Annotated in this window: 16 protein-coding genes; 2 read left to right on the top strand and 14 right to left on the bottom strand. The window is 46.8% G+C overall.

Annotation, left to right across the window (positions count from 1 at the left end):
• Positions 1–203: 203 nt before the first annotated feature.
• Positions 204–1,319 carry a hypothetical protein gene (locus tag AC4QZR_RS00075; protein ID WP_494479111.1) on the bottom strand — a complete coding sequence of 372 codons (1,116 nt, stop codon included), beginning with the start codon at positions 1,317–1,319 and terminating at the stop codon, positions 204–206.
• Positions 1,320–1,811: 492 nt separating this feature from the next.
• Between AC4QZR_RS00075 and AC4QZR_RS00080 the strand changes: the two genes are divergently transcribed.
• Together AC4QZR_RS00080 and AC4QZR_RS00085 are read left to right on the top strand one after the other, a co-directional pair.
• The gene (locus tag AC4QZR_RS00080; RefSeq protein WP_494479112.1) at positions 1,812–2,603 is read left to right on the top strand and encodes a sensor histidine kinase; all 792 of its coding nucleotides are present in this window, start codon (positions 1,812–1,814) and stop codon (positions 2,601–2,603) included.
• Complete coding sequence (locus AC4QZR_RS00085; RefSeq protein ID WP_494479113.1) at positions 2,600–3,337, top strand: LytR/AlgR family response regulator transcription factor; 738 nt, start codon at positions 2,600–2,602, stop codon at positions 3,335–3,337. Before AC4QZR_RS00080 ends, AC4QZR_RS00085 begins: the two co-directional genes overlap by 4 nt.
• Here the strand turns inward: AC4QZR_RS00085 and AC4QZR_RS00090 are convergent.
• The 13 genes from AC4QZR_RS00090 to AC4QZR_RS00150 form a co-directional block, all read right to left on the bottom strand.
• A complete protein-coding gene (locus tag AC4QZR_RS00090) occupies positions 3,334–6,816 on the bottom strand; it encodes a DUF8818 domain-containing protein (RefSeq protein ID WP_494479114.1) in 3,483 nt (1,160 codons plus the stop codon). The two genes, AC4QZR_RS00085 and AC4QZR_RS00090, sit on opposite strands and share 4 nt — an antisense overlap.
• Complete coding sequence (locus tag AC4QZR_RS00095; protein ID WP_494479115.1) at positions 6,813–10,337, bottom strand: sensor histidine kinase; 3,525 nt, start codon at positions 10,335–10,337, stop codon at positions 6,813–6,815. Before AC4QZR_RS00095 ends, AC4QZR_RS00090 begins: the two co-directional genes overlap by 4 nt.
• A gap of 460 nt (positions 10,338–10,797) precedes the next feature.
• On the bottom strand, positions 10,798–11,067 hold the full coding sequence (locus AC4QZR_RS00100; protein WP_494479116.1) for a hypothetical protein: 270 nt from the start codon (positions 11,065–11,067) through the stop codon (positions 10,798–10,800).
• Between the two features lie 32 nt (positions 11,068–11,099).
• On the bottom strand, positions 11,100–11,654 hold the full coding sequence (locus AC4QZR_RS00105) for a DUF420 domain-containing protein (protein ID WP_494479117.1): 555 nt from the start codon (positions 11,652–11,654) through the stop codon (positions 11,100–11,102).
• Positions 11,632–12,300 (bottom strand): SCO family protein, encoded by a 669-nt coding sequence (locus AC4QZR_RS00110; protein ID WP_494479118.1) that lies wholly within the window; start codon positions 12,298–12,300, stop codon positions 11,632–11,634. Before AC4QZR_RS00110 ends, AC4QZR_RS00105 begins: the two co-directional genes overlap by 23 nt.
• An 11-nt stretch (positions 12,301–12,311) precedes the next feature.
• Entirely contained in the window at positions 12,312–12,659 is a 348-nt protein-coding gene (locus tag AC4QZR_RS00115) for a cytochrome C oxidase subunit IV family protein (protein ID WP_253400478.1), read from the bottom strand.
• 75 nt (positions 12,660–12,734) lie between these two features.
• The gene (locus AC4QZR_RS00120; RefSeq protein ID WP_494479119.1) at positions 12,735–13,481 is read right to left on the bottom strand and encodes a cytochrome c oxidase subunit 3; all 747 of its coding nucleotides are present in this window, start codon (positions 13,479–13,481) and stop codon (positions 12,735–12,737) included.
• A gap of 24 nt (positions 13,482–13,505) precedes the next feature.
• Entirely contained in the window at positions 13,506–14,096 is a 591-nt protein-coding gene (locus AC4QZR_RS00125; protein WP_494479120.1) for a cytochrome c oxidase subunit 3, read from the bottom strand.
• Positions 14,097–14,099: 3 nt separating this feature from the next.
• A complete protein-coding gene (gene cyoE, locus AC4QZR_RS00130) occupies positions 14,100–14,996 on the bottom strand; it encodes a heme o synthase (RefSeq protein ID WP_253400481.1) in 897 nt (298 codons plus the stop codon).
• Positions 14,996–16,072 (bottom strand): COX15/CtaA family protein, encoded by a 1,077-nt coding sequence (locus tag AC4QZR_RS00135; protein WP_494479121.1) that lies wholly within the window; start codon positions 16,070–16,072, stop codon positions 14,996–14,998. Before AC4QZR_RS00135 ends, cyoE begins: the two co-directional genes overlap by 1 nt.
• 5 nt (positions 16,073–16,077) lie before the next feature.
• Positions 16,078–17,904, bottom strand: coding sequence for a cytochrome c oxidase subunit I (locus tag AC4QZR_RS00140; protein ID WP_253400483.1), 1,827 nt, complete (start codon positions 17,902–17,904; stop codon positions 16,078–16,080).
• An 18-nt stretch (positions 17,905–17,922) separates the two neighbouring features.
• Entirely contained in the window at positions 17,923–18,981 is a 1,059-nt protein-coding gene (locus AC4QZR_RS00145) for a cytochrome c oxidase subunit II (protein ID WP_494479122.1), read from the bottom strand.
• Positions 18,982–19,002: 21 nt separating this feature from the next.
• Positions 19,003–20,289 carry a quinol:cytochrome C oxidoreductase gene (locus AC4QZR_RS00150; RefSeq protein WP_253400485.1) on the bottom strand — a complete coding sequence of 429 codons (1,287 nt, stop codon included), beginning with the start codon at positions 20,287–20,289 and terminating at the stop codon, positions 19,003–19,005.
• Between the last annotated feature and the right edge of the window lie 12 nt (positions 20,290–20,301).

The following is a 20,301-nucleotide window of genomic DNA, read 5'->3' on the forward strand; positions in this document are numbered from 1 at the left end:
AGCTTCTAAATATAGATGTCTCACAATTCCCATTCTATCTAGCAAAACTCGGATAAAATAAATAGAAAGCCTATGAAGGTATAGCAGGTTAATATTGGAAACGGGCATTTTGGCTTCCTTCCGAATATGAAATAATGCAGAGACTAATCTCAGTATCTAAAACCAAAGCCTATACTTAGAAATATTATGGTGAAAGTCTCCAGTTACTTCTCTTCCTCTTTATAAGTCAGCAAATGTTCTGCTGCTTTGCTGAACATACCTGACTGCGTGCCGATGTATACCTTGTCACCAATCATCGCAATGGATGTGATAGCGTGCCCTTCCAGACCAGTATTATCCAGCTCTTTAAAGTGCAGTTTGTCTACACCTGGCTCCACCTCAAAAATCTGGTCCCGAAGACTGGCTAGCAAAATATTATCGCTGATGTCATGATATGAAAACCATTCTGCTGTATTGCCAAGGTCTTGCGCATCCAAAGACCAGCTTTGCTCCGATATGGAGCGGAATAAGCTATAAGTATGTTGCCTTGCATGTCTGGTAATGGTGTAAAGCTCGCCATTATGCTCAAAAGTAGTAAAGGCTACCTGATCGGGCATCTGAAAATTAAATTCCCCGTTTTCCGTAATCTTGTAAAAGCCCCAGTCTGTGCCCACATAAAAATTGCTCTGATGGGATCGCAAATGCCGTACGATTCCACTTTCTTCATTTGGTGTAAGTATACGAGTCTCTTCCAGAACGATTTTATCGCTACCAAAAACATCTTTCTCAATAGCCAACTTTACCAAAAGATACCGCAACGCACTTCTTCCTGTTCTCTCATTAAAGTAACGGTATGGTACCAGAGCTACGTTGTTTTCTGAAATAGCAAAGCTCTCGTTTGAGTATGACATGACCAGGCTAAATGCCCTGAAATGCGGATCAAGGGTTGCCATATCGATCAAAAGGTCTGATCCCATTAATACAGGGCTTTTAACTGTCTTAAAATACAGCAGTCCTCCATCCGTCCCACCAAATATTCTGGAACTGATCGGGTGCTTGTGGTGAGACACATTTTTGAATGGGTGCATATAATGCTTTACATCTTCCTGTCCCCCTTCCAGCGAAATGGAGGAGAAAAGGTGCATGCCCATTACATGGACTTTATCATTCGCACTGTATAGGTTAACGATGAAACGTTGGTCGTATAAAAACTTATCATGTGCCTCCCAAGCGACAATCGGGTCAACCTCTACTTCTTCCAGCTCCTTTTTGCAGGAGGAAAACAGAAGAGATAAGCAAAATAAAGGCAATAGGTACTTACTGGTTATAAGTCGATTCATGGGTAGCAGCAGGTATAGATAGTGTCAGAGGATAGCTGGTAAAAACTGAAAAGCTAGTATAGGCAGGCTTACTGGTTATACCTGGCAAGCCTTCACTATTGTTTTTCAACCAACCTATAATAAAGATAGTAATTCCTATATAAGCAGGAAAGAATATTACATGAAAGCGCATTTGCTGTAGATGAATCGGGTTGCGTGTTAGCAAAGTAATGCGTTGTTTTAAGGGTGCTTAGAAGCGTAAAATATCGCCACATCTTATACCATGTTCTGGCTTGGGGAATATTTATTCTCTATGAGGTTTCGCTCGTTGAATTCCTAAACCCTAGCAACACGGTTTGGTGGGAATTCGCAAGTTACTATTCAGTTAATATCACCTTATTTTACTTTTTCTCTCACGTAATACTGCGCTATACTATCCAGACGAAGCGCTTCATCATGTTGCCTTTTCTGATAGCTCTCATTATAGGCGCTTATATTATAGTTCAGTTAGGTTTGGAGACTATCCTAAACCAATTCCGCGAGGTGCCGAAGCCTTTTAATTTTGATAAAATATTTGCAGTACGCTCAGTCTGGAGAAGCATCTACTTTATCGGCATCAGCACAGCCTATTGGTTTGTTCGCCAAGCCATCAAAAATCAGAAACGCATCAACCGGATGGAGTTGGAGCGCTTGCAGGCTGAGCGTGAAAAAGCGGAACTTGAAAAAGGCTTGATTCGCTCCCAGAATGCCCTACTGCAGGCTCAGATCAGTCCCCACCTGCTCTTCAACACGCTAAACTTTATCTACAATTCGGTGCAGGACGTTTCGCCCAAGGCTTCAGAAGGCGTGTTGCTGCTTTCGGAGGTGATGCATTATGCCTTGCAGCGGGTACACGAAGACGGTAAAACCGACCTGCAGCACGAAGTGGAGCACATCGAAAAATACATTGCCCTTAACCAGCTTCGCTTCAGCTATCCGCTTCATCTGCAAATGCAGTGCAGCGGCAGACTGCAAGGCAAGATCCCGCCGCTGCTTCTGCTCACTTTTGTGGAGAATACCTTCAAGCACGGCGACCTCACTGACCCGACCCAGGCTGCCTGCATTTCAGTTACAAATCAACAGAATCTGCTTCACTTCAGTACCAGCAACAAAAAGCGCAAACACCACGGCGGTCGCGGGTATGGCATCGGTATACAAAACGCCAAAACCCGCTTAAGTGAGTTTTACGATGAAAATGAGTACGAACTGACAATAGACGAAGACGAACAACGTCACGCCGTGCACCTTAAAATAAAGTTGACATGAATACATGCTATGTAGTAGACGATGAGCGACATGCGCTTGAGGTACTGTCCAGGTATATTCAGAACACACCCGGCCTGCAACTGATAGGAGCCGAGGAGAATCCGCTGCTCGCCCTCGATGCCATTGCTTCAGGGCAGCTGAAAGCCGACATCACGTTCCTGGATGTAGACATGCCACAGCTCTCAGGTGTAGATTTAGCCGGACTCATAAACAGTCACACCAGAGTTGTATTCACTACTGCCTACCCGGACAATGCTTACCAGGCTTTTGAAAAGAATGCGGTCGACTTTCTGCTCAAGCCCATCTCCTACGAACGCTTCCTCAAATCGGTATCCAAGGTAAAGGAGAGCCTGCAGCCAAAGCAAGCCATACCTGCTGTAGAGCAAAGTGACGGCTATTTTTTCATTAAGACAGATGTGAAAGGCAAGTTTGTGCGGGTGAATTTTGAGGAGATCAGTTATGTGGAAGCCATGCAAAACTATGTGCGCATTCAGACAACTTCCGAAAAACTGACTACTTACCTCAGCATGAAGGAAGTTGAAGAGCACTTGCCCTCCGCAAATTTTGCCAGGGTACACAAATCCTTCATCGTACATCTGCCCAAAGTCAAGACAGTAGAAGGTAACCAGATCGTGCTGAGTAATGGAAGTATCGTACCGATGGGGTCGAGCTACAGAACTGCGCTGTTGGATCTGATCAATGCCAAACTGCTTAAAAGCAAGCGGGTAAATTAAAACAGCACCGAAACCTGCGTACGCCCGGTATGCACCGCGCCCACACTGTTGGCTTTGCGACCGTCGTAGTTCAGGGAAATGTTCAGGCCATTGCTCAGACGCTGTTGCACGTTGAATGACCAGGTCAGGTTGTTCCCGGGACGCAGGGCATTGAGTATCTCATATCCCACATAGGAGTTCATATCACCATCAAACTCAATATTCACCCATCGCACGAGGCCGGATACGGTGCGTTTGCTCACCTGGCTTAGCTTTGTCTCCAATCCCAGTTCATGAAAAGTGGCTTGCTGCTCAGCATCAGCGGGAGAGAGTTTGTCTTCACGCAAAGCCAGTTGGTAAGTACCCGTAAAACGAAGCTTGGCATTGGGCTGATAAGCCAACTCCGGTGTCAGCTCCTGCGACACGATACTAAAGTTCTTCGAACTCAGGAAATTGGAGCGGTTGTCGCGCACATTTTGAGCCAGGCTGACCTTAGAACTCAGTACTTCATTCAGGTTCAGGCGGGCAATTACTTGGTGGTTCTCCACGCTTCGGGTTTCGGTGCCATTTGCCAACAGTGATTTCTGCTGATTCTGCTGCAAGGTGTACTCCAGCCCGTACTTAGGGTTGCTTCGGTTAAAATAAACCGTATTGCGAAGCGACTTTATCAAGGAGATCAAGAACTCATCCTCAAAATCCTCACTGAACGGGTTAAATCGATTCATCACCTCATCATCCGTCGTTTTTTTGTCAATACTCACAAAACTCAGGGCGGAGAACTTCGTCATAAAGCCTTTGAAGCCTTCAGCGCTTCGCCAGCTACGGGGTACATTACTGTTCAGCCGGTATGTGAAGCGGTTAGTGTAGGCGTTGATGTACTCGTCTGTCGGCAGGAAAACTTTGATGAAGCGGCGCTGGTCCACCGTCTGTGCCTCCAGGTAATCGTTCAGGTCGTTGGGGTTGCCGCCTTCGCGCAGGTAGTGCGTACCCTGCCCCGGCATGGTTTCTCTGAAAACAAAGATGCGCTTCAGTTCACGACCCGTACCTACCGAGTAGCTCATCTCGGATCGGAAGCTACCATCCAAAAAAGAAGTGTTCCAATCGATGCGCGACTGCACAGTTTCCTCATCCTGCCCTTGCTCAAGTTCCAGGTTCCTGTAAGTGGCCTGCAAGGCGATGTCGCTGTCTCGGCCATACCTGCGCTGGAGCATGGCGTTGTAGGTCTGCCCTACTTCCGGTGCCCCCATCTCTCCCATTGCCGTTGGGCGTAGGTCGGTGCGGTAACTGTAATCTACCCGGAAGCGGGTTTTGGCTGTATCGGGGCTCTCCACAAAAAACACATGCTCGTCGAAATACATGGCGGAGCCTGTCACCGAATCGCTGGCGAGGGCCGTAAGTTTGTTTTTGTCGAAACGGTAAATATAACCGGGCTCAATTTTGCCGAGTTTATACCTGGCCCCTACATCGCCCCTATACCATTCCGACTCGCGGGTAGCCTGCTCACTGTGGAGCATGAAGAAACTGTTGCGCAATTCCAGCTTGCCAAACGCACGGTTCAGATCCAGTTGGTGCTGTGTACCATCCACCTGCTGGTGCCGGTAGCGCCGGCTGATGCGATAGTTCACCAGGTTCTGCGGATCCTGCACCGCTCCTACCGAAAAATTAAAAATATGGTCTTCGGCTTTCTGATTCGGGTTGTCCAGACTCCAGTCACGGTCAAACTCAATGGGACGATAACGGTCGATTGGTTCGAAATTCACGTCTGTGTACTCGTAATTAAGCGTGCTGTTCAGCCGGTACTTGCCTAGAAAAGGTAGATCCCGGTCCTGTACGGTATAACCAACCCGCATGGCAGCCCCGTTGTTGTCCTGCGCATCAAGGCGCGAGAAGCGGTTGAGGTCATTTTGCGAAGCGGCCCCTTCCAGAAAGAAGTTCACGCCTTTCTGCAGTTCATAATTCCCACCCAGCGTGATCAGTTGTTTTTTGCGGGGTGTGGGCAGTATACGTACCGGAGCATAATTTCCCTGCGGGACACCATTAATCGGAGCCACCCAGCGGTATACTCTACCATTCACTGCATTATTGGATGACACGTAGTCGCCCCGGTTAACTCCTACTTCAGAAAAACGCACATTATAAATCGCTGAATCCGGATTGCTGGAGAACACATATACCTGTTGGGGCAGGCCATCTACCATCGTGTCGCGCTGAGCGTAGAGTACCTGCGCCGGATCAAAAGGAACCTGCGTCGCACCCGAGGTTACAGCCATGTCCAAACTGTCGCCTATACCTGCCAGCAAACGTTTTTCATCGTCGCGCAGATCGAGGTGCAGCAGGTTGTTCGGGTTGTCGGACTCGTTGTAATAGTTGGCGTATACCTGCACCTTGCCCAGTTGCTGGTAATGACTTGCGTGGTAAATGCTGCGGCTATAGTTCAGGTCAGAATACTCGAAGTCTACCCGAATACGGGAGTTTTTGGTGATGACGTGGCGGGTTGTAAAGGTGATCTCGGCCTGGTTGTAGTCGATCACATAATCAAAGTCGAAACCGCGTGTGAGCAGGCGACCGTCCAGAAACACCCGCTCCGAGTTAGCCAGCACAATGATAAAGCGCTCGTTATTTGGTCCGCGCAGTCGGTAAGGTCCCTGCACGCCTTCCAGCGCCTCAACGGCCTGCGAAGCAAACTTCCCTTTCGACACTGAGGCAGCTACGGTGGTAGTGCCCAGTTTCTCCGGTGATTTGCCAAAGGTAGTCTCAAAGGCTCCGCCCTGCACGTTCTTATAAAACTGCATAAAGTAGGACGGCTTGCTGCGTAGCACCACATCTCCCGCCGACAACTGCCATTGCTTATGCTTGAGCGTGATGTATACCCGGTCAAACTCATTCAGCTGCTGCGTGTTTCCCTCCGGCTGAAAAGGTATATTCTGATCCGTGATCGCGGCTGTGATGCTGATGTCGTCGGTCAGTTTTCCGTCGAGCTGCAGGTTCAGTGCAGAGTTCACAAAGACGTTCTGCGTGTTCCCGAAGGAAATACCGCGCGAGATACTACCCGTTTTGTTCAGCCCGGGCGTCTTGAAAATCTCTTCCCGTTGGGCAAAATCTTCCTTATATAACTCTTTGGGTGAGCCGCTTCGATCCAGCTTCATAATGTCGCGGCGGTAAGCGGGCTTGGCCAGACTCAGGGGTAACGTTCTGTAGCAGACGAGTACTGAGTCAGGTATAGGCACCATGTTTCCCAGTGTATCGAGTATCTGATAAGTAGGTGCCGGAAACTCGGTTAACCTGAACTCGTGGGTATAGTAATTGTAGTCAAACTTGATCTGATCTTTGCGCGGCCCTACAATCGTGATGGTATTGATGTCAATTGTCAACGTGTCGAGCTGCTGGGGGTAGTCGGTCAGGTATAGCCACTTGCAATGCTGGTTGTTCACGGGTGCCTGGGCCAGCACAGGCAGGCTCAGCAGCAAAAGCAGAACACCAGTGATCAGGCATCGCGTCATGTGGTGGCCAGCGGTAAAGAAATGTAAAACGTCGTCCCCTCTCCCTCTTCTGTCACAAACCAAATGCGACCACCTGCGTTTTCAATTCCTTTCTTGGCAACAGCCAGTCCTATACCTGAGCCCGTGTACTTGGTACTGAAGTTCGGTATAAACACTTTGTGTTGAATGTCGGCAGGTATACCGCTCCCGTTATCAGCAATAGACACAAGTGCTGTGTTATCTGTTTCTACCTTCAAATCTATTTTGATCAGAGGCTTTCGCTCCGCTGGCACGGCCTGTATAGCGTTCAGCAACAAGTTGTTAAATGTACGCACCAGCAGTGCCTCATCGGCCATCACCATCACCGGGTTCTCAGGCAGGCGCAGCTTTGTTTTCACAGAGGCCGGGTTTGTATGCAGGTCCGCTGCTTTGTGTAGGGCAGCCCCCAGGTCCATCAACTCAGCTTTCGGCTCGGGCATGGAGGTGAAGTTAGAGAAGGAGGTCGCAATGTCGCTCAGGATGTTGATCTGTGTAATCAAGGTATGCGAGATTTTGTTGATCATCTGCTCCGTGTTCGGGTTCTTCTCAGCAATCGCCTTTTGCAGGTACTGCAGCGAGAGCTTCATCGGTGTGAGCGGATTTTTAATCTCGTGCGCTACTTGCCTTGCCATCTCCCGCCAGGCTGCTTCTTTCTCACGCATCGCCAGTTCCACCTTATTCTGCTCCAGTGTCAGCAGCATGCGGTTATACTCATTCACCAGCATCCCGATCTCATCAGCCCCTTCATACGCCAGCATCTCATTCTTACCAGTCAGGGAGGTATGCTTCAGCTTATCGGCCAGCATGCGCAGCGGTACCGTCAGGGCTCTGGAGGCAAAGAAAGTCAGGATGATGAACACGATAAACATCACGGTGAAGATATTCATTGTGGTCGTAATCAGCTCAATCAGTTTCAGGTCCAGTTGCCGTTCGGAGTCAAAGAAAGGTATACCAATAAAGCCGATCAGCTTTTCGGGGTCGTTGTCCGGACGCAGCGGTAGGTATAGCGCATTGAAGCTCAGGTTACCGGCATGTTCATCGAAGAGCACCCGCAGGGCCTGTCGCTCTGATATGGCCGCAAAAGCATGCGGATTAACCAGTTTGGAAAGTAGGCCCGACTCAAAAATGAGCGGTTGGCTGGTTACCATCAGGCGCCCGTTACGATCATAAAGACTGACATCAGCCTCTGACAAAGCCGCAATAGAAGCAACACGACGAAGCAGGCGATTGCGGTCCGGCATCACTTCGAGTGTAGTTGGCCTGCTCAAATGATCCTGAATGGCCTCTCCCTTTTTCTCGTAAGATGAAAGCAGATCTTTTTTATAAGAGCCCGTTACCAGACTAGCCGTCACGATACTCACCAGCATCAAGGGCAGCAGAATGCCGAAATTCAGGAAAAGCTGAATCTTGGTACTGAAGTTAGGTTGAAAATCACGCAGTCGCTCCCGATTGAGTAAAACATACAGTAAGGCCACCACAATCAAGCAGGCGGTGAAGAACAGAAACAGAAATGAAAAATTAGAAAGCACTTCGCGGGCTCCGTACTTACTTGTCGTGATGATCACCGTCGGACCAGAATCGGTTTTTACGCCCAGATGGTGAAAGCCCTCTTCGGTGGCTCCCTGCCGGTATAGCTCCTTGTGCTTTAACTGACTTCGGTCGAAATTGGTCGCGTAGTCAAATTCTCCTTCGCTGTATGTCAGCCTGTCATTTTCATAAATTCCGTAACTCAGAATATCGGCCCGAAATGGCTGCTGATGTTGCTGCCCTGCCAGTAGTTCTGGCACCAGGCTGTTTGGGAGCAGCTCTTTCAGGCTCAACTGTAGTACAATAGTCCCATACAACTGCGTACCAAGGGGTACTTCGATCAGCTTTAAATAAAAACGGGTATGCGGTCGCGCCGGGTCGTTTACCAGATATAGGTTCTCGTACTCTGTCTTGTTGCGTGTCGTGGCGTACTTTTTCCGCAGTTCGTCTAGTGTAGCAGCTGTGGTATCGGCACTCTCCAGTGTACGCCCCTGGCTGTCAAACAAAAGAATGTTGGCTTCATACTTATCAAAATAGTCCGGCAAAAACTGACGGGATATTTTTCGCTTGATAAAGAAAGCATCTACATAGGGGCCCTTCATTTTCGTTTGAATCAGCACGTCTTCTGACACGCGCACCGCTACGTCCTCTTCCAGCAGATACTCCGCCAACACGTCGTTGCCCTGCATCAAGTCAAATGCAAACTTCTGCTTATAAGCCAATAACTCACTCTGGAAGTGTGTGTAAAGCGATGCAGCACCCGTCAAACTACTGACGGCGATGATCAAAAAGAAAAAAAGGTAGGTTCGGTAAGGCAAACTAATCGCCTGCCGATGCTGTGCTGCCAGTAGGATGAGCGCCCAGAAAACAATACCGATCAGGAGCACAGGAACCCAACGCATATTGAATACCAGCGCCAGCACTGTCAATACGACCGCTATACCTAGCAAAAGCTTATATGGCCACCAGCCATTTGACTTCCGCAACAGCACATTTACGACCGAGGCCAGCATATAGGCAAAAAGACTCAGGGCCACGGTGTGCAGAAACATCAGACTGTACATCACCAGCTTATACCGCTCTAGTTCGATGGACTGGTTGATATCTAGTGCAAGCGGAGAGTTATGGTAGATACCATAGTAAAATCGGAAAAGAATGGCCAACAGCACAAAAAAGGCGAGCATGGCAATCCCAAGAACAAGATTGCTCTTTTCCGGTGAGTAGGCTTTAACGGCAGTGAGGACTTCGTTTTTGTGAAAGAGGTAATAAGCAGCCCAGGCTACTGTAACGAGGAGTAACACATTAAGCGCCAGATCACCAACTGAAGGAGACCAGAAGGAAGCGGCATAAAGGCGCGGATCAAAAAGCTCCGTTTCCACAATTAGAAACGGGAGGTTGAGAAATAAAAGCGCAAACCGAAAGCCTATCAGCAGCACCAGCAGTAACACAATGCCTTCAGTATAGCGCTGTCGTTTTAAAAAAAACCTGCTTAAGGAAACGCTGAACCAGATAAAGAAGACGGTCCCCAGGATAAGCAGGACAAGCTGCAGGCTGTCAAACCCGGCATCGATCCTTCCTGACCCATGATCAACTGCGAAAAGAAAATCTCCCCCACTGGTCTTTACCTGCGGCAGTCTCCCCGGATTTTCGAGCACCAGGCGCACATCCGCCTTCCCGAAAATACTCTGTTGCAAACCCGACGACAGGTAATCCTGGGTCTTACCGTAATCAACCTGGAGCGGTATGTAAGTGAAAATATGATAATTGCTGACACGATGCGGCATGACTACAAAAGTGCCATAACTGTTGCGGATTGTCGAGATGGAGCGAGCTGTTGGTGGCAGATCCAGATCAGGTATAACCGTATGGTCGGACCAGAACACCAGGCGCCCATTCTTATATACAAAAGTGGGATAATGCGTCTTGGAGAGCAGCTTCGAAAAGCTTATCTGATCATTCTGAAGTTGATTCCCCAAGCGGTTTGCTTCCTGCTGTGAATCTGACAAGAGCGCCTGTACCCGCTTGGTTATGTGCTGTTGGGTCTGCTCTCTTTCAGAATCAAGCCAGGAAGCTGGTACCCTATAATGCAAAAAAGCTGTCGCCATAAAGCACAGCACAGCAAGGGCAAATAAGATTATTGGCGCAATATTCCGATTCAAGGCAACATGGATTACCCACGAATTTAAGCAATTCGTGTTATAAGAGCATGACTAATAGGTGGCTAAAATGCAATCAATGGCCTACAGCCACATTTAATTCCGGAATACGTGCGCATTCCGTGGCAATAGCGGATCAAATTTCACTCCAGAAATCACCAACCTATTAAAAAGGACCACATACAGGGTAACTAGCCTGTATGTGGTCCTCTGTAAAAAATAGAAATGACCGTAATTAAATATAAGCGATTCGGCCAGATATAGCTACAAAACTTGCTGCTTAAGCAGCCTTCGCTTTTTTCATGCGGTTGCTCTTATACCACATAAATCCTACTGTACCGACCAGTAAATAAGGAATCAGCATGAGGTATAGGATGCCTGTGTTCAGCCCTGCTCCTACCTGCGAGTCAGAGTCTGTTTTGCCGGTCCCTACGTTAGACTCTACAGTGGCACGGCACATGGCGCATTGGCTATAGGCCTCTGTCGACACAAAACTCAGCGTTAGCATCAGCAGGCCCGCAAAAAGTATTCTGAATGATTGGCGTTTCATAATCTAAAAACAAGCGTTTAATGTTCCCGGTTCTAACTATAATACGGAGAAATCAAAATGAAGACAAGTACACCCGTTACAGCCACGTAGAGCCAGATCGGGAAGGTCCACTTTGATATACGACGGTGACGTACAAACTGCTCAGACAAGGCAAAATACACGGAGAGGAGTACCAATGGCACAATCACCACGGCAAGCACAATGTGCGTGAGCAGTATAAAGTAGTAGAAAAGCTTCAAGATGCCATCTCCGCCGTATATCGTGCGCTCTCCCAGAAAATGGTAAGTCACGTATGATATCAGGAAGATAGCAGACAACCCAAAAGCGGTGCCCATGGCAGTACGATGGACACTTATATTGCCTTTTCTAATGTTGTAATAGCCGATAACCAGGAGAGTGGCGGTCAGGGAATTCAAAATGGCGTGTAGTGTTGGCAGGAAAGACACATCAACCGCATCTGAACCTTCCTTTGGCATAAAGAAAAGCATGGCCACTACGACAGGTATAGCAATCGACAAAATAGCTATTAATGCTAGGAATTTCCTGTCATTACCAGCAGCGGGGCTATTTCGATTTACTGTATTCATCTAAAAGAACTTTAATTTCCAGTATAAGGCGATCCACATCCTCTTTGTCGGTACCATCATAAATACCTCTCACATACCTGTCCTTATCCACCAGCATAAATTTTTCGCTGTGAATAAAGTCCTTCTGACCTTCTACCTTCATCACGGGCATATAAAAACCCTTCTGTGCAAGGTTGTAGATTTTATCGCGGTCTCCGGTTAGGAAGTACCACTTGGCAGGATCGGCATTATAGCGCTCTCCGTACTCACGTAGCACTTCCGGAGTGTCATGCTCCGGGTTAACAGAAAAAGATACAAGTTTTACCTGTTCTTCATCCTGAAAGGCTTCTTGCACACGTACCATTTGCGACGACATTTCCTTGCAAATATCCGGACAAGTCGCAAAGAAGAAGTCCGCTACATAGATTTTGCCATCCAGCTCGTTTTGAGAAATTGTCTGCCCTTGCTGGGAAGTGAACTCGAAGACAGGTACTTGGTTGAATAGGGTGTCCCCCTGTGCATCACGTACGACATCGCCGGTAGCGGTAACCTGCGGGAAATATTTACGGAGTGTGTAGTGGTGTTCACCAAAACTACCGATAAATATAAAAATAAGAAGAGGCACTAATAGTAGGATCCCTAATATTAGTGCCTTTGAGTTACTCATAATCAGTGTACTTAGTTGAAGTAGTTTGTAATGGAATCGAAGTAATAACTTCCTTCCGAAATAAGTGCTACCATGAGCCACATGATAAGGGCCAGCGGTATAATGATAGACCAGACCAAAGCCTTCGTTTCATGCTTTAAGTGCATGAACTCCGCTACAATGTAGAATGCTTTAAAAATGGTCAACACAATGAAGATAGCATTACGAAGTGTACCTGCATCCATTGTAAAAGCGAAAAGAAACTCAACCGCTGTTAAGGCTACCAGGATAAAAAACGTTTTCCAGATAACCTTTGTCTGCGCTTTAGGTATTTCACCTGTCTGGTGAAAATCGTTGGAGTGATCCGAATGAGCTGCCATAGTATGCTTTATTTTTATAAGGCAGTATCCGGTATTTCACGGATACTGCAGCTGTTTTAGGGTTTGACTTATTAATTAGATCAGGTAGAAGAAAGTAAATACGAATACCCATACCAGGTCTACAAAGTGCCAGTACAGACCAATCTTCTCCACCATCTCGTAATGGCCACGCTTATGGTATACTCCGTTTACCGTGCTGATGAAGGCAATTACAAGAAGTACCCATCCTATAGTTACGTGAAAGCCGTGGAAACCAGTAATAAAGAAGAACAGGTTAGCAAACAAAGGCGGACCATATTGGTTCATGGTCATGTTAGCACCAAAAACCCTGGAGCCGTCAGCCAATAGCATACCTTCGTCAGTGCCCACGATAAAGTGTGTCCACTCCCAAGCCTGGCAACCAAGGAAAGTACCACCAAACAAGATTGTCCAAAGCAACCACTTCTGAACGTCATTTTTGTCCATGCGGTGACCAGCTTCCACAGCCAGTACCATTGTTACAGAACTCAGAATGAGGATCATGGTCATCAAGGCCACGAATGCCAGCGGCAGATCTACACCATGAAAACCAGGGAAAGCATTGAACACTTTCTCAGGTATAGGCCACCATTCCGTTGAGAATTGAAAGTCTTCCGGACTGCCTGTATAAGGCAGGTGACTGTGACGCGACAAACCATAAACGATCAGGAATGCCCCAAAAGTAAATGCGTCAGAGAGCAGGAAAAACCACATCATGAGTTTTCCATAGCTCGCTTTTAGTGGTTCATTGCCACCATCCCATGTACCTGTTTTAGGTTCTTCCAGCGTAGTTGATGTAGACATAGTTTAGTATTGAAAAAAACGTGTTTAGTGATTTAATCTCAAAAATATATACAAGTATAGCCAAAGGCCGCCCAGGAAGTGCCAGTAAATGGTGCATAGCTGTATACGCAGCATGTTCTTGGAGTGGACCTTGTAACGTAAACTTGACATTATTACCACTGCCACATAAATAAGGCCAGTGATCAGGTGAAAACCGTGTACACCTGTTAATACATACATGAATGAACCGGAAGGGTTACTTGCTTCTCCTCCAAAGTAAACATTATTGGTTACCAATTCGGCCCATCCGTTCCACTGTCCGATCAGAAAAGCGATGCCTAACCCGAACGTTAAGTACAACATAAGGCGCAGCCTGGCTATATTGTCCTGAGCTGCAGCGTTATGGGCAAGCTGCATGGTAACGCTGCTCAATGCGATAACCACGGTGTTAATCAATAGGATGTTTGGCAGGTCAAACTCTAACCAGTTGCCTTCCGCACGACGCACCAAATAAGCGCTCGTAAAGGCTGCAAACATCATAATTATACTAATAATAAGCAACGACAGTGCGAATTTTAATGGATGTATTCCACCTGTGTTGTTCTCTTCCCCCAATGATTTGGCAACCATATCCATACCCTAAATTTTATCTAAAACGAAAGCTATCTGCACGATAGGCAAATATAAAAATGACCCAAACATAATGTTCATTGCGGCCTTATTGGTACAAGTGCGCATCAAATGAAAAGTCTGAGCCAAAAACAATACACCACAGATCACAGCGATAAGTGCTGAGGTAGTACCTGTCATCCCAAACTGCAAAGGCAACAAGCTAAGCGGAATCAGAAGCAAGGTATAGATCATGATCTGGATCGCAGTTTTCAGATTCTTTCCTCCTTCCATTGGAAGCATTTTAAATCCCGCTCTTTTGTAATCTTCGTCCAGGACCCATGCAATCGCCCAGAAATGCGGAAATTGCCAGATAAACTGTATCCCGAAAAGAATCCATGCCTCCACACTTACGACTCCTGTCGCAGCTACCCAACCGATCAGCGGAGGCAATGCGCCAGGTATAGCCCCAACAAAAACATTGATGGGGCTGATACGCTTCAGTGGCGTGTAAATGAATCCGTAAAGAATGAGTGACAACAGCGCAATCGCTGCCGTCAGCGTATTAAAGAAACCGGCCAAAATCGACAAGCCCCCTACTCCTATCAGCACGCCGAAAGTAGCGGCTTCCGCTACACTAAGCGTACTCGTTGGAAGCGGCCTGTTTGCTGTGCGCTTCATTAACTTGTCGAGGTCCTTCTCCAGGATCTGGTTCACAATATTGGCTGCGCCTGTGACCATTAACCCTCCCAGCATTACTAATGCAATCTTTATCCAACTTCCTCCTGGGTGCCCTAGTATATAGCCGATGGCACTTGAGAAAGCCACCGTAAAACTCAGTCTAAACTTGAGGAGCTTAAAGTATGCTGATGCCTTTTCTGCCGTACTGGCTAGAGTCACTACCGATTCTGATCTGTCTGTAATCATTAGTTAAGAACCACTACCGGTTTTTCGACCGCCTTTTTAGAGGCGTAGTAATAAAAAATCAATATTAGAAACTGAACACCGAATAGCAGGGTAGCTATCGTCAGGTGCAATGGTTGCAAAACTGCAGGGATAGCAAAATAAGCCATGACTACCCCAAAAGCGATCTCAGCAACGAGCAGCACCATCATCCAGTTTACCATCATATTCAACTGGCGGTCTTTTAGCTTATAAATTAAATAAGCCATATAAACATGCATCGCCAGTAACAGGATTGAGAAAGAGCGATGGATATAGAAACTCAGCCCAAGCTGATCTACCCAAAGATCTCTGTTACTTCCATTCATTTCAAAAGCTACGACATCCACTTCCTCACGTACCTGCGTTCCGATCAGTATCTGAACAAAAGTAGCGGCGGCTACGAGTCCAATAACAAAAAACAGGTGGCTAGAAGCTTTAAACCGTGGCGAAATAAAAGTAGCCTGTGAACGAATAACTGCATACTGCAGTAATGCCACCAGCACAAGGGCCAGTGCCATGTGTATCGTAATAGTAACCGGCAGCAGGTTAGTAGACACTACAATAGAGCCCAGCCAACCCTGGAAACCAACCAGTATAAAACTTAGAAGCGAGAGATAGAAAACAGACTTGTCAGTTTTTAGGTAAGGTATAGCATACAGTACCGTCAGGAAAATTAAAACCCCGATCACGACCCCTACCAGACGGTTGATATATTCAATCCACGTCTTTGTCACATTGAAATCTGTTTCAATGTGCTGCAGTGGGTGATCGCGTAGTTCGCCTGCGGCTTTGTCAAAACCTACCTTATCCAGAAACCCTGCTAGTTTCTGATTCTTTTCTACACGTTGTTCCTTGTAGACTTCCAGATAATCATCTGGTAATTGGCTAACATCAGTTGGAGGAACCCAACTGCCAAAACACTTGGGCCAGTCCGGACATCCCATTCCTGAGCCCGTGCTCCGCACGATTCCTCCAACTAATATTAGAAAGTAAACAGCTAATACTGTTAGTACTCCAATATTCCTAAACCTTTTGTATGGAAAAGATTTATCTATCATTTAAGCTATTCTAAATCTCTCTCGTAAGGCAGGTTTGAAGACTGCGTCTGAGAGAAAGGCACGTTCTGTGGAATATAATCCTCAGGAGCACCTGGTTTGCTATAATCGTAAGGCCATCTGTAAACAGCTGGGATCTCACCTGGCCAGTTGCCGTGTCCCGGGTTAACAGGAGTCGTCCACTCCAGTGTGTTCGAGTGCCATGGGTTAGCAGTAGCACGGCGACCCTTGAAAATGCTGTATACGAAGTTGAACAAGAAGATCAACTGTGCTGTAAAGCCCAGAATAGCCGCAATACTGATGAAGCTGTTCAGGTCAGTAAAGGTGTTGAACGCATCAAAACCAGTCCAGGAATAATATCTTCTTGGGAAACCTGCGATACCGATATAGTGCATTGGCATAAACACCAGGTAAGCAGACAGGAATGTCAACCAGAAGTGAACGGCTCCGAGTTTTTCGTCCATCATGCGGCCGAACATCTTCGGGAACCAGTGGTATATACCGCAGAACATACCGAAGAAAGCTGCAGCACCCATCACAAGGTGGAAGTGAGCGATTACGAAGTAGGTATCGTGCAGCTGAATATCCAATGCTGAGTTACCAAGGATGATACCAGTCAAACCACCCGAGATGAAGAGCGATACGAAGGCAACCGCATACATCATTGCCGTAGTGAAGCGGATATTACCTCTCCAAAGAGTTGCGATCCAGTTAAACACCTTCACTGCAGATGGTACTGCAATAATGAGGGTCAGGAACATGAAGACTGATCCCAGGAACGGATTCATACCTGTCACGAACATATGGTGAGCCCATACTACAAACGATAGCACGGCAATACCCAACATGGAACCGATCATGGCTCTGTAACCGAAGATCGGCTTACGAGAGTTGGTAGCAATTACCTCGGAAACAATACCGAAAGTTGGAAGGATTACGATGTATACCTCTGGGTGACCAAGGAACCAGAATAAGTGCTGGAACAGAATGGCGCTACCACCAGTGTTTGAAAGTGCCTCTCCTGCAATGTAGATATCAGAAAGGAAGAAACTTGTACCAAAGCTACGGTCAAAGATCAGAAGAAGTGCAGCTGACAAAAGAACCGGGAAAGAAAGCAGACCCAGTATGGCAGTCAGGAAGAAAGACCAGATTGTCAAAGGCAGCTTCGTCATCGACATACCTCTTGTTCTCAGGTTGATCACAGTGGTAATGTAGTTTACACCACCCAACAACTGCGATACAATGAACAATGCCATGCTTATCAACCACAGCGTCATACCCAGACCTGAGCCGGAGATAGCTTGTGGCAATGCACTCAATGGCGGATAAACCGTCCAACCACCACCAGCAGGACCTGTTTCGATGAACAGTGACCAGAACATAATCACACTTGCCAGGAAGAATATCCAGAAAGAAAGCATGTTCATGAAACCAGACGCCATGTCGCGGGCACCGATTTGCAGCGGAATCAGGAAGTTACTGAATGTACCGCTCAGACCAGCTGTTAGTACGAAGAACACCATGATTGTACCGTGCATAGTAACGAGAGCCAGGTAAAACTCCGGATCAATTTTGCCATTCACAACCCAGTTACCCAAAATAGGCTCCAGGAAAGTAAAAGTAGCTTCAGGCCAGCCAAGCTGTAAACGGAAGATAATAGACAGGAAACCACCAATAAAGCCCCAGAAGATACCTGCAAATAGGAACTGTTTTGCAATTACTTTATGGTCCTGGCTAAAGATGTACTTCTCAAAGAAGTTTTGGTCGTGATGATGATCATGCTCGTCGTGAGCATGATGTACATCCTTATTTAGAGAGATATCTGTACTCGACATTGTTGATTTTAGTTAATGCTACAACTCTGTTTTTACTTCTTCTGTACTCTTCTCCAGTACCACCTGATCTTTTGAATCTTGGGTGAACTTTGTAAGAAGCTGTGGGTTCTGCTCGATAAAAGGCGTCTGCGAAGCTAACCACTCCTCATATTCCTCAGGTTCATCAACAACTAAGATAAAACGCATCGCAAAGTGGCCACGTCCGCAGATTTCAGTACAAGCCAATTCAAAGTTGAAATCAGGGTTTCCGGTTTCGGTGCGTACTTCAGCTGTTGTTTTTGTTGGCACGAACCAGAATTTAGTCGGCATGCCTGGCACGGCATCCATTTTAACACGGAAATGCGGCAGGAACACACTGTGAATAACGTCACGGGAGCGTATCTTCAAATGTACGGGCTTACCTTTTGGCACGTGAATCTCACGTGGCATAAAGTCGTCCATAGCGTTCGGATCACTGAAGTCCACGCCAATTTCATTGGTAGCGTCAACGAGGTGCACATTGGCTTCTCCTAATTTCCCATCGGGACCTGGGTAACGAACTAACCAGCTAAATTGCTTGCCCATCACCTCTATTACTACAGAGTCAGCAGGTGCAGCACTTGTGATGTTTGTCCATGTTTTCCAACCGGCAAATACCAATAGTGCCATTACAACTGCAGGAATCATGGTCCAAACTATCTCCAGCTTGTTGTTGTGAGGGTAGTAATAGGCACGCTTTTCATCTTTATGCTGGTATTTGTAAGAATACCAGAAAAGGAGAATCTGCGTGATCACGAATACAATTCCGATCACAATCATCGTAGTCCAGAAAAGACTATCTGTCCAGGCGCCATGCACAGAGGCAATCGGCTGGTTCATGTCATCCCATGCATCAGCGAAGGACCAGGCAAATGCCGCTCCTCCTACAATCAGGAAGAGGAGCATCAGAATGCTATTTACTTTGTTACTTGTCTTGGTGGTTCCTGCAGCGCGCTGTGTAGATCCTCTGAAAATGGAGGCTAGCGTACCGATCCTGAATAGCAGGAACAGTATTACTAGTAACAGGACGATGGATAAACCTATGGCTAACGTAATCATTGTATAATGCTTTTAGTATGACTAAACATGATGGTGAACACTCTCTTCCAGGAAAGGGTGATTTACTGGCACAAGAGAGGCTTTTGCCAACCCTTTTGTGAATGTAATCAGGAAAACTCCCAGGAAGATCAATGTAGTGCCAATCTCAATAAATCCGATACCAGCATCTGTACGCAGTGTACCCGGCATCATCATTAGGTAGAAGTCCAGCCAGTGGCCAATCAGGATCGCGATTGTAACAATCTTCAACATAATCATCTGGCGTTTTGCATCTCTTGTCATCAAAACAAGAAAAGGGAATGCAAAGTTAACTAAAAGATTAACGAAGAATATCCACTTGAAATGGCCGCCGTTTCCACCCAGGCGTTCGATGAAGTAAATAGATTCTTCCGGAATGTTTGCATACCATACTAGCATGAACTGAGAGAACCAGATGTATGTCCAGAAGATGGAGAAAGCGAATACGAATTTACCCAGGTCATGTAAATGGTTTGCATTTACCATTTTCAGGTAGCCGTTCTGCTTTAGCATGATCACAGTCAGCGTAATCACCGCCAGGCCAGATACCCACCAGCTGGCGAATACGTACCAGCCAAACATGGTTGAGAACCAGTGTGTATCAATTGAAAGTACCCAGTCCCAGGCAGAAGTAGAAGAAGTCACACCGAAAACTACCAGGAACATGGCAGAAATTCTGATACTCTTGTGATAGTAGTTAGTGCCTCCGTTCAGGTCTTCGTTAAGAGAGTTTCTTCTCAACCAGTTGAAGAATAATATCCATAGCACGAAGTAAGCTACCATTCTGATCAGGAAGAACCAGAAGTTCAGGTAAGGCGCCTTACCAGCGATAATGGGGTCGTACTGAGGGTTTGGCGTCACACCATCCTCCAGGAACTGGTTGTATAGGTAATCATGTGTCCAGTGGAAAATGTCATGACCACCTAAAAGGAATGTGATCAGCATCACGGCACCACCTATTGGCAGGTAGTAACCCATGGCCTCAGGTATACGCTTGATCAGTACAGACCATCCTGCGTAAGCCACATATTGTACGGCTACGAAGAACACGCCTACCAGCGCAATACCAGTAAAGTAAACGTTATTCAACCAAAGGTTCATGTAGAGCCTTTTGGACCAATGAGCTGCTTCGTGTCCGGCGGCGGCCGCTTCACCATGCCCTTCGGCTTGGTGGCCACCACTCAGCGCAGCTATGATTATACCGGCTATAAGCAATACAACACCTATAGCTATCATCAAGAAAAACTTGTTATTTGTTTTTCTGGAAATGATGAGTCTTTCTTCTGTCATTATCCTTTTGAT

The sequence above is a fragment of the Pontibacter sp. YIM B11418 genome (assembly GCF_059278805.1).

Excerpts from the sequence above, each read along its gene's own strand:
- AC4QZR_RS00100 (WP_494479116.1), bottom strand. The coding sequence starts at position 11,067 with ATGAAACGCCAATCATTCAGAATACTTTTTGCGGGCCTGCTGATGCTA.
- AC4QZR_RS00105 (WP_494479117.1), bottom strand. The coding sequence starts at position 11,654 with ATGAATACAGTAAATCGAAATAGCCCCGCTGCTGGTAATGACAGGAAA.
- AC4QZR_RS00090 (WP_494479114.1), bottom strand. The coding sequence starts at position 6,816 with ATGACGCGATGCCTGATCACTGGTGTTCTGCTTTTGCTGCTGAGCCTG.
- AC4QZR_RS00150 (WP_253400485.1), bottom strand. The coding sequence starts at position 20,289 with ATGACAGAAGAAAGACTCATCATTTCCAGAAAAACAAATAACAAGTTT.
- AC4QZR_RS00075 (WP_494479111.1), bottom strand. The coding sequence starts at position 1,319 with ATGAATCGACTTATAACCAGTAAGTACCTATTGCCTTTATTTTGCTTA.
- AC4QZR_RS00125 (WP_494479120.1), bottom strand. The coding sequence starts at position 14,096 with ATGGATATGGTTGCCAAATCATTGGGGGAAGAGAACAACACAGGTGGA.
- AC4QZR_RS00140 (WP_253400483.1), bottom strand. The coding sequence starts at position 17,904 with ATGTCGAGTACAGATATCTCTCTAAATAAGGATGTACATCATGCTCAC.
- AC4QZR_RS00145 (WP_494479122.1), bottom strand. The coding sequence starts at position 18,981 with ATGATTACGTTAGCCATAGGTTTATCCATCGTCCTGTTACTAGTAATA.
- cyoE (WP_253400481.1), bottom strand. The coding sequence starts at position 14,996 with ATGATTACAGACAGATCAGAATCGGTAGTGACTCTAGCCAGTACGGCA.
- AC4QZR_RS00115 (WP_253400478.1), bottom strand. The coding sequence starts at position 12,659 with ATGGCAGCTCATTCGGATCACTCCAACGATTTTCACCAGACAGGTGAA.
- AC4QZR_RS00085 (WP_494479113.1), top strand. The coding sequence starts at position 2,600 with ATGAATACATGCTATGTAGTAGACGATGAGCGACATGCGCTTGAGGTA.
- AC4QZR_RS00110 (WP_494479118.1), bottom strand. The coding sequence starts at position 12,300 with ATGAGTAACTCAAAGGCACTAATATTAGGGATCCTACTATTAGTGCCT.
- AC4QZR_RS00120 (WP_494479119.1), bottom strand. The coding sequence starts at position 13,481 with ATGTCTACATCAACTACGCTGGAAGAACCTAAAACAGGTACATGGGAT.
- AC4QZR_RS00135 (WP_494479121.1), bottom strand. The coding sequence starts at position 16,072 with ATGATAGATAAATCTTTTCCATACAAAAGGTTTAGGAATATTGGAGTA.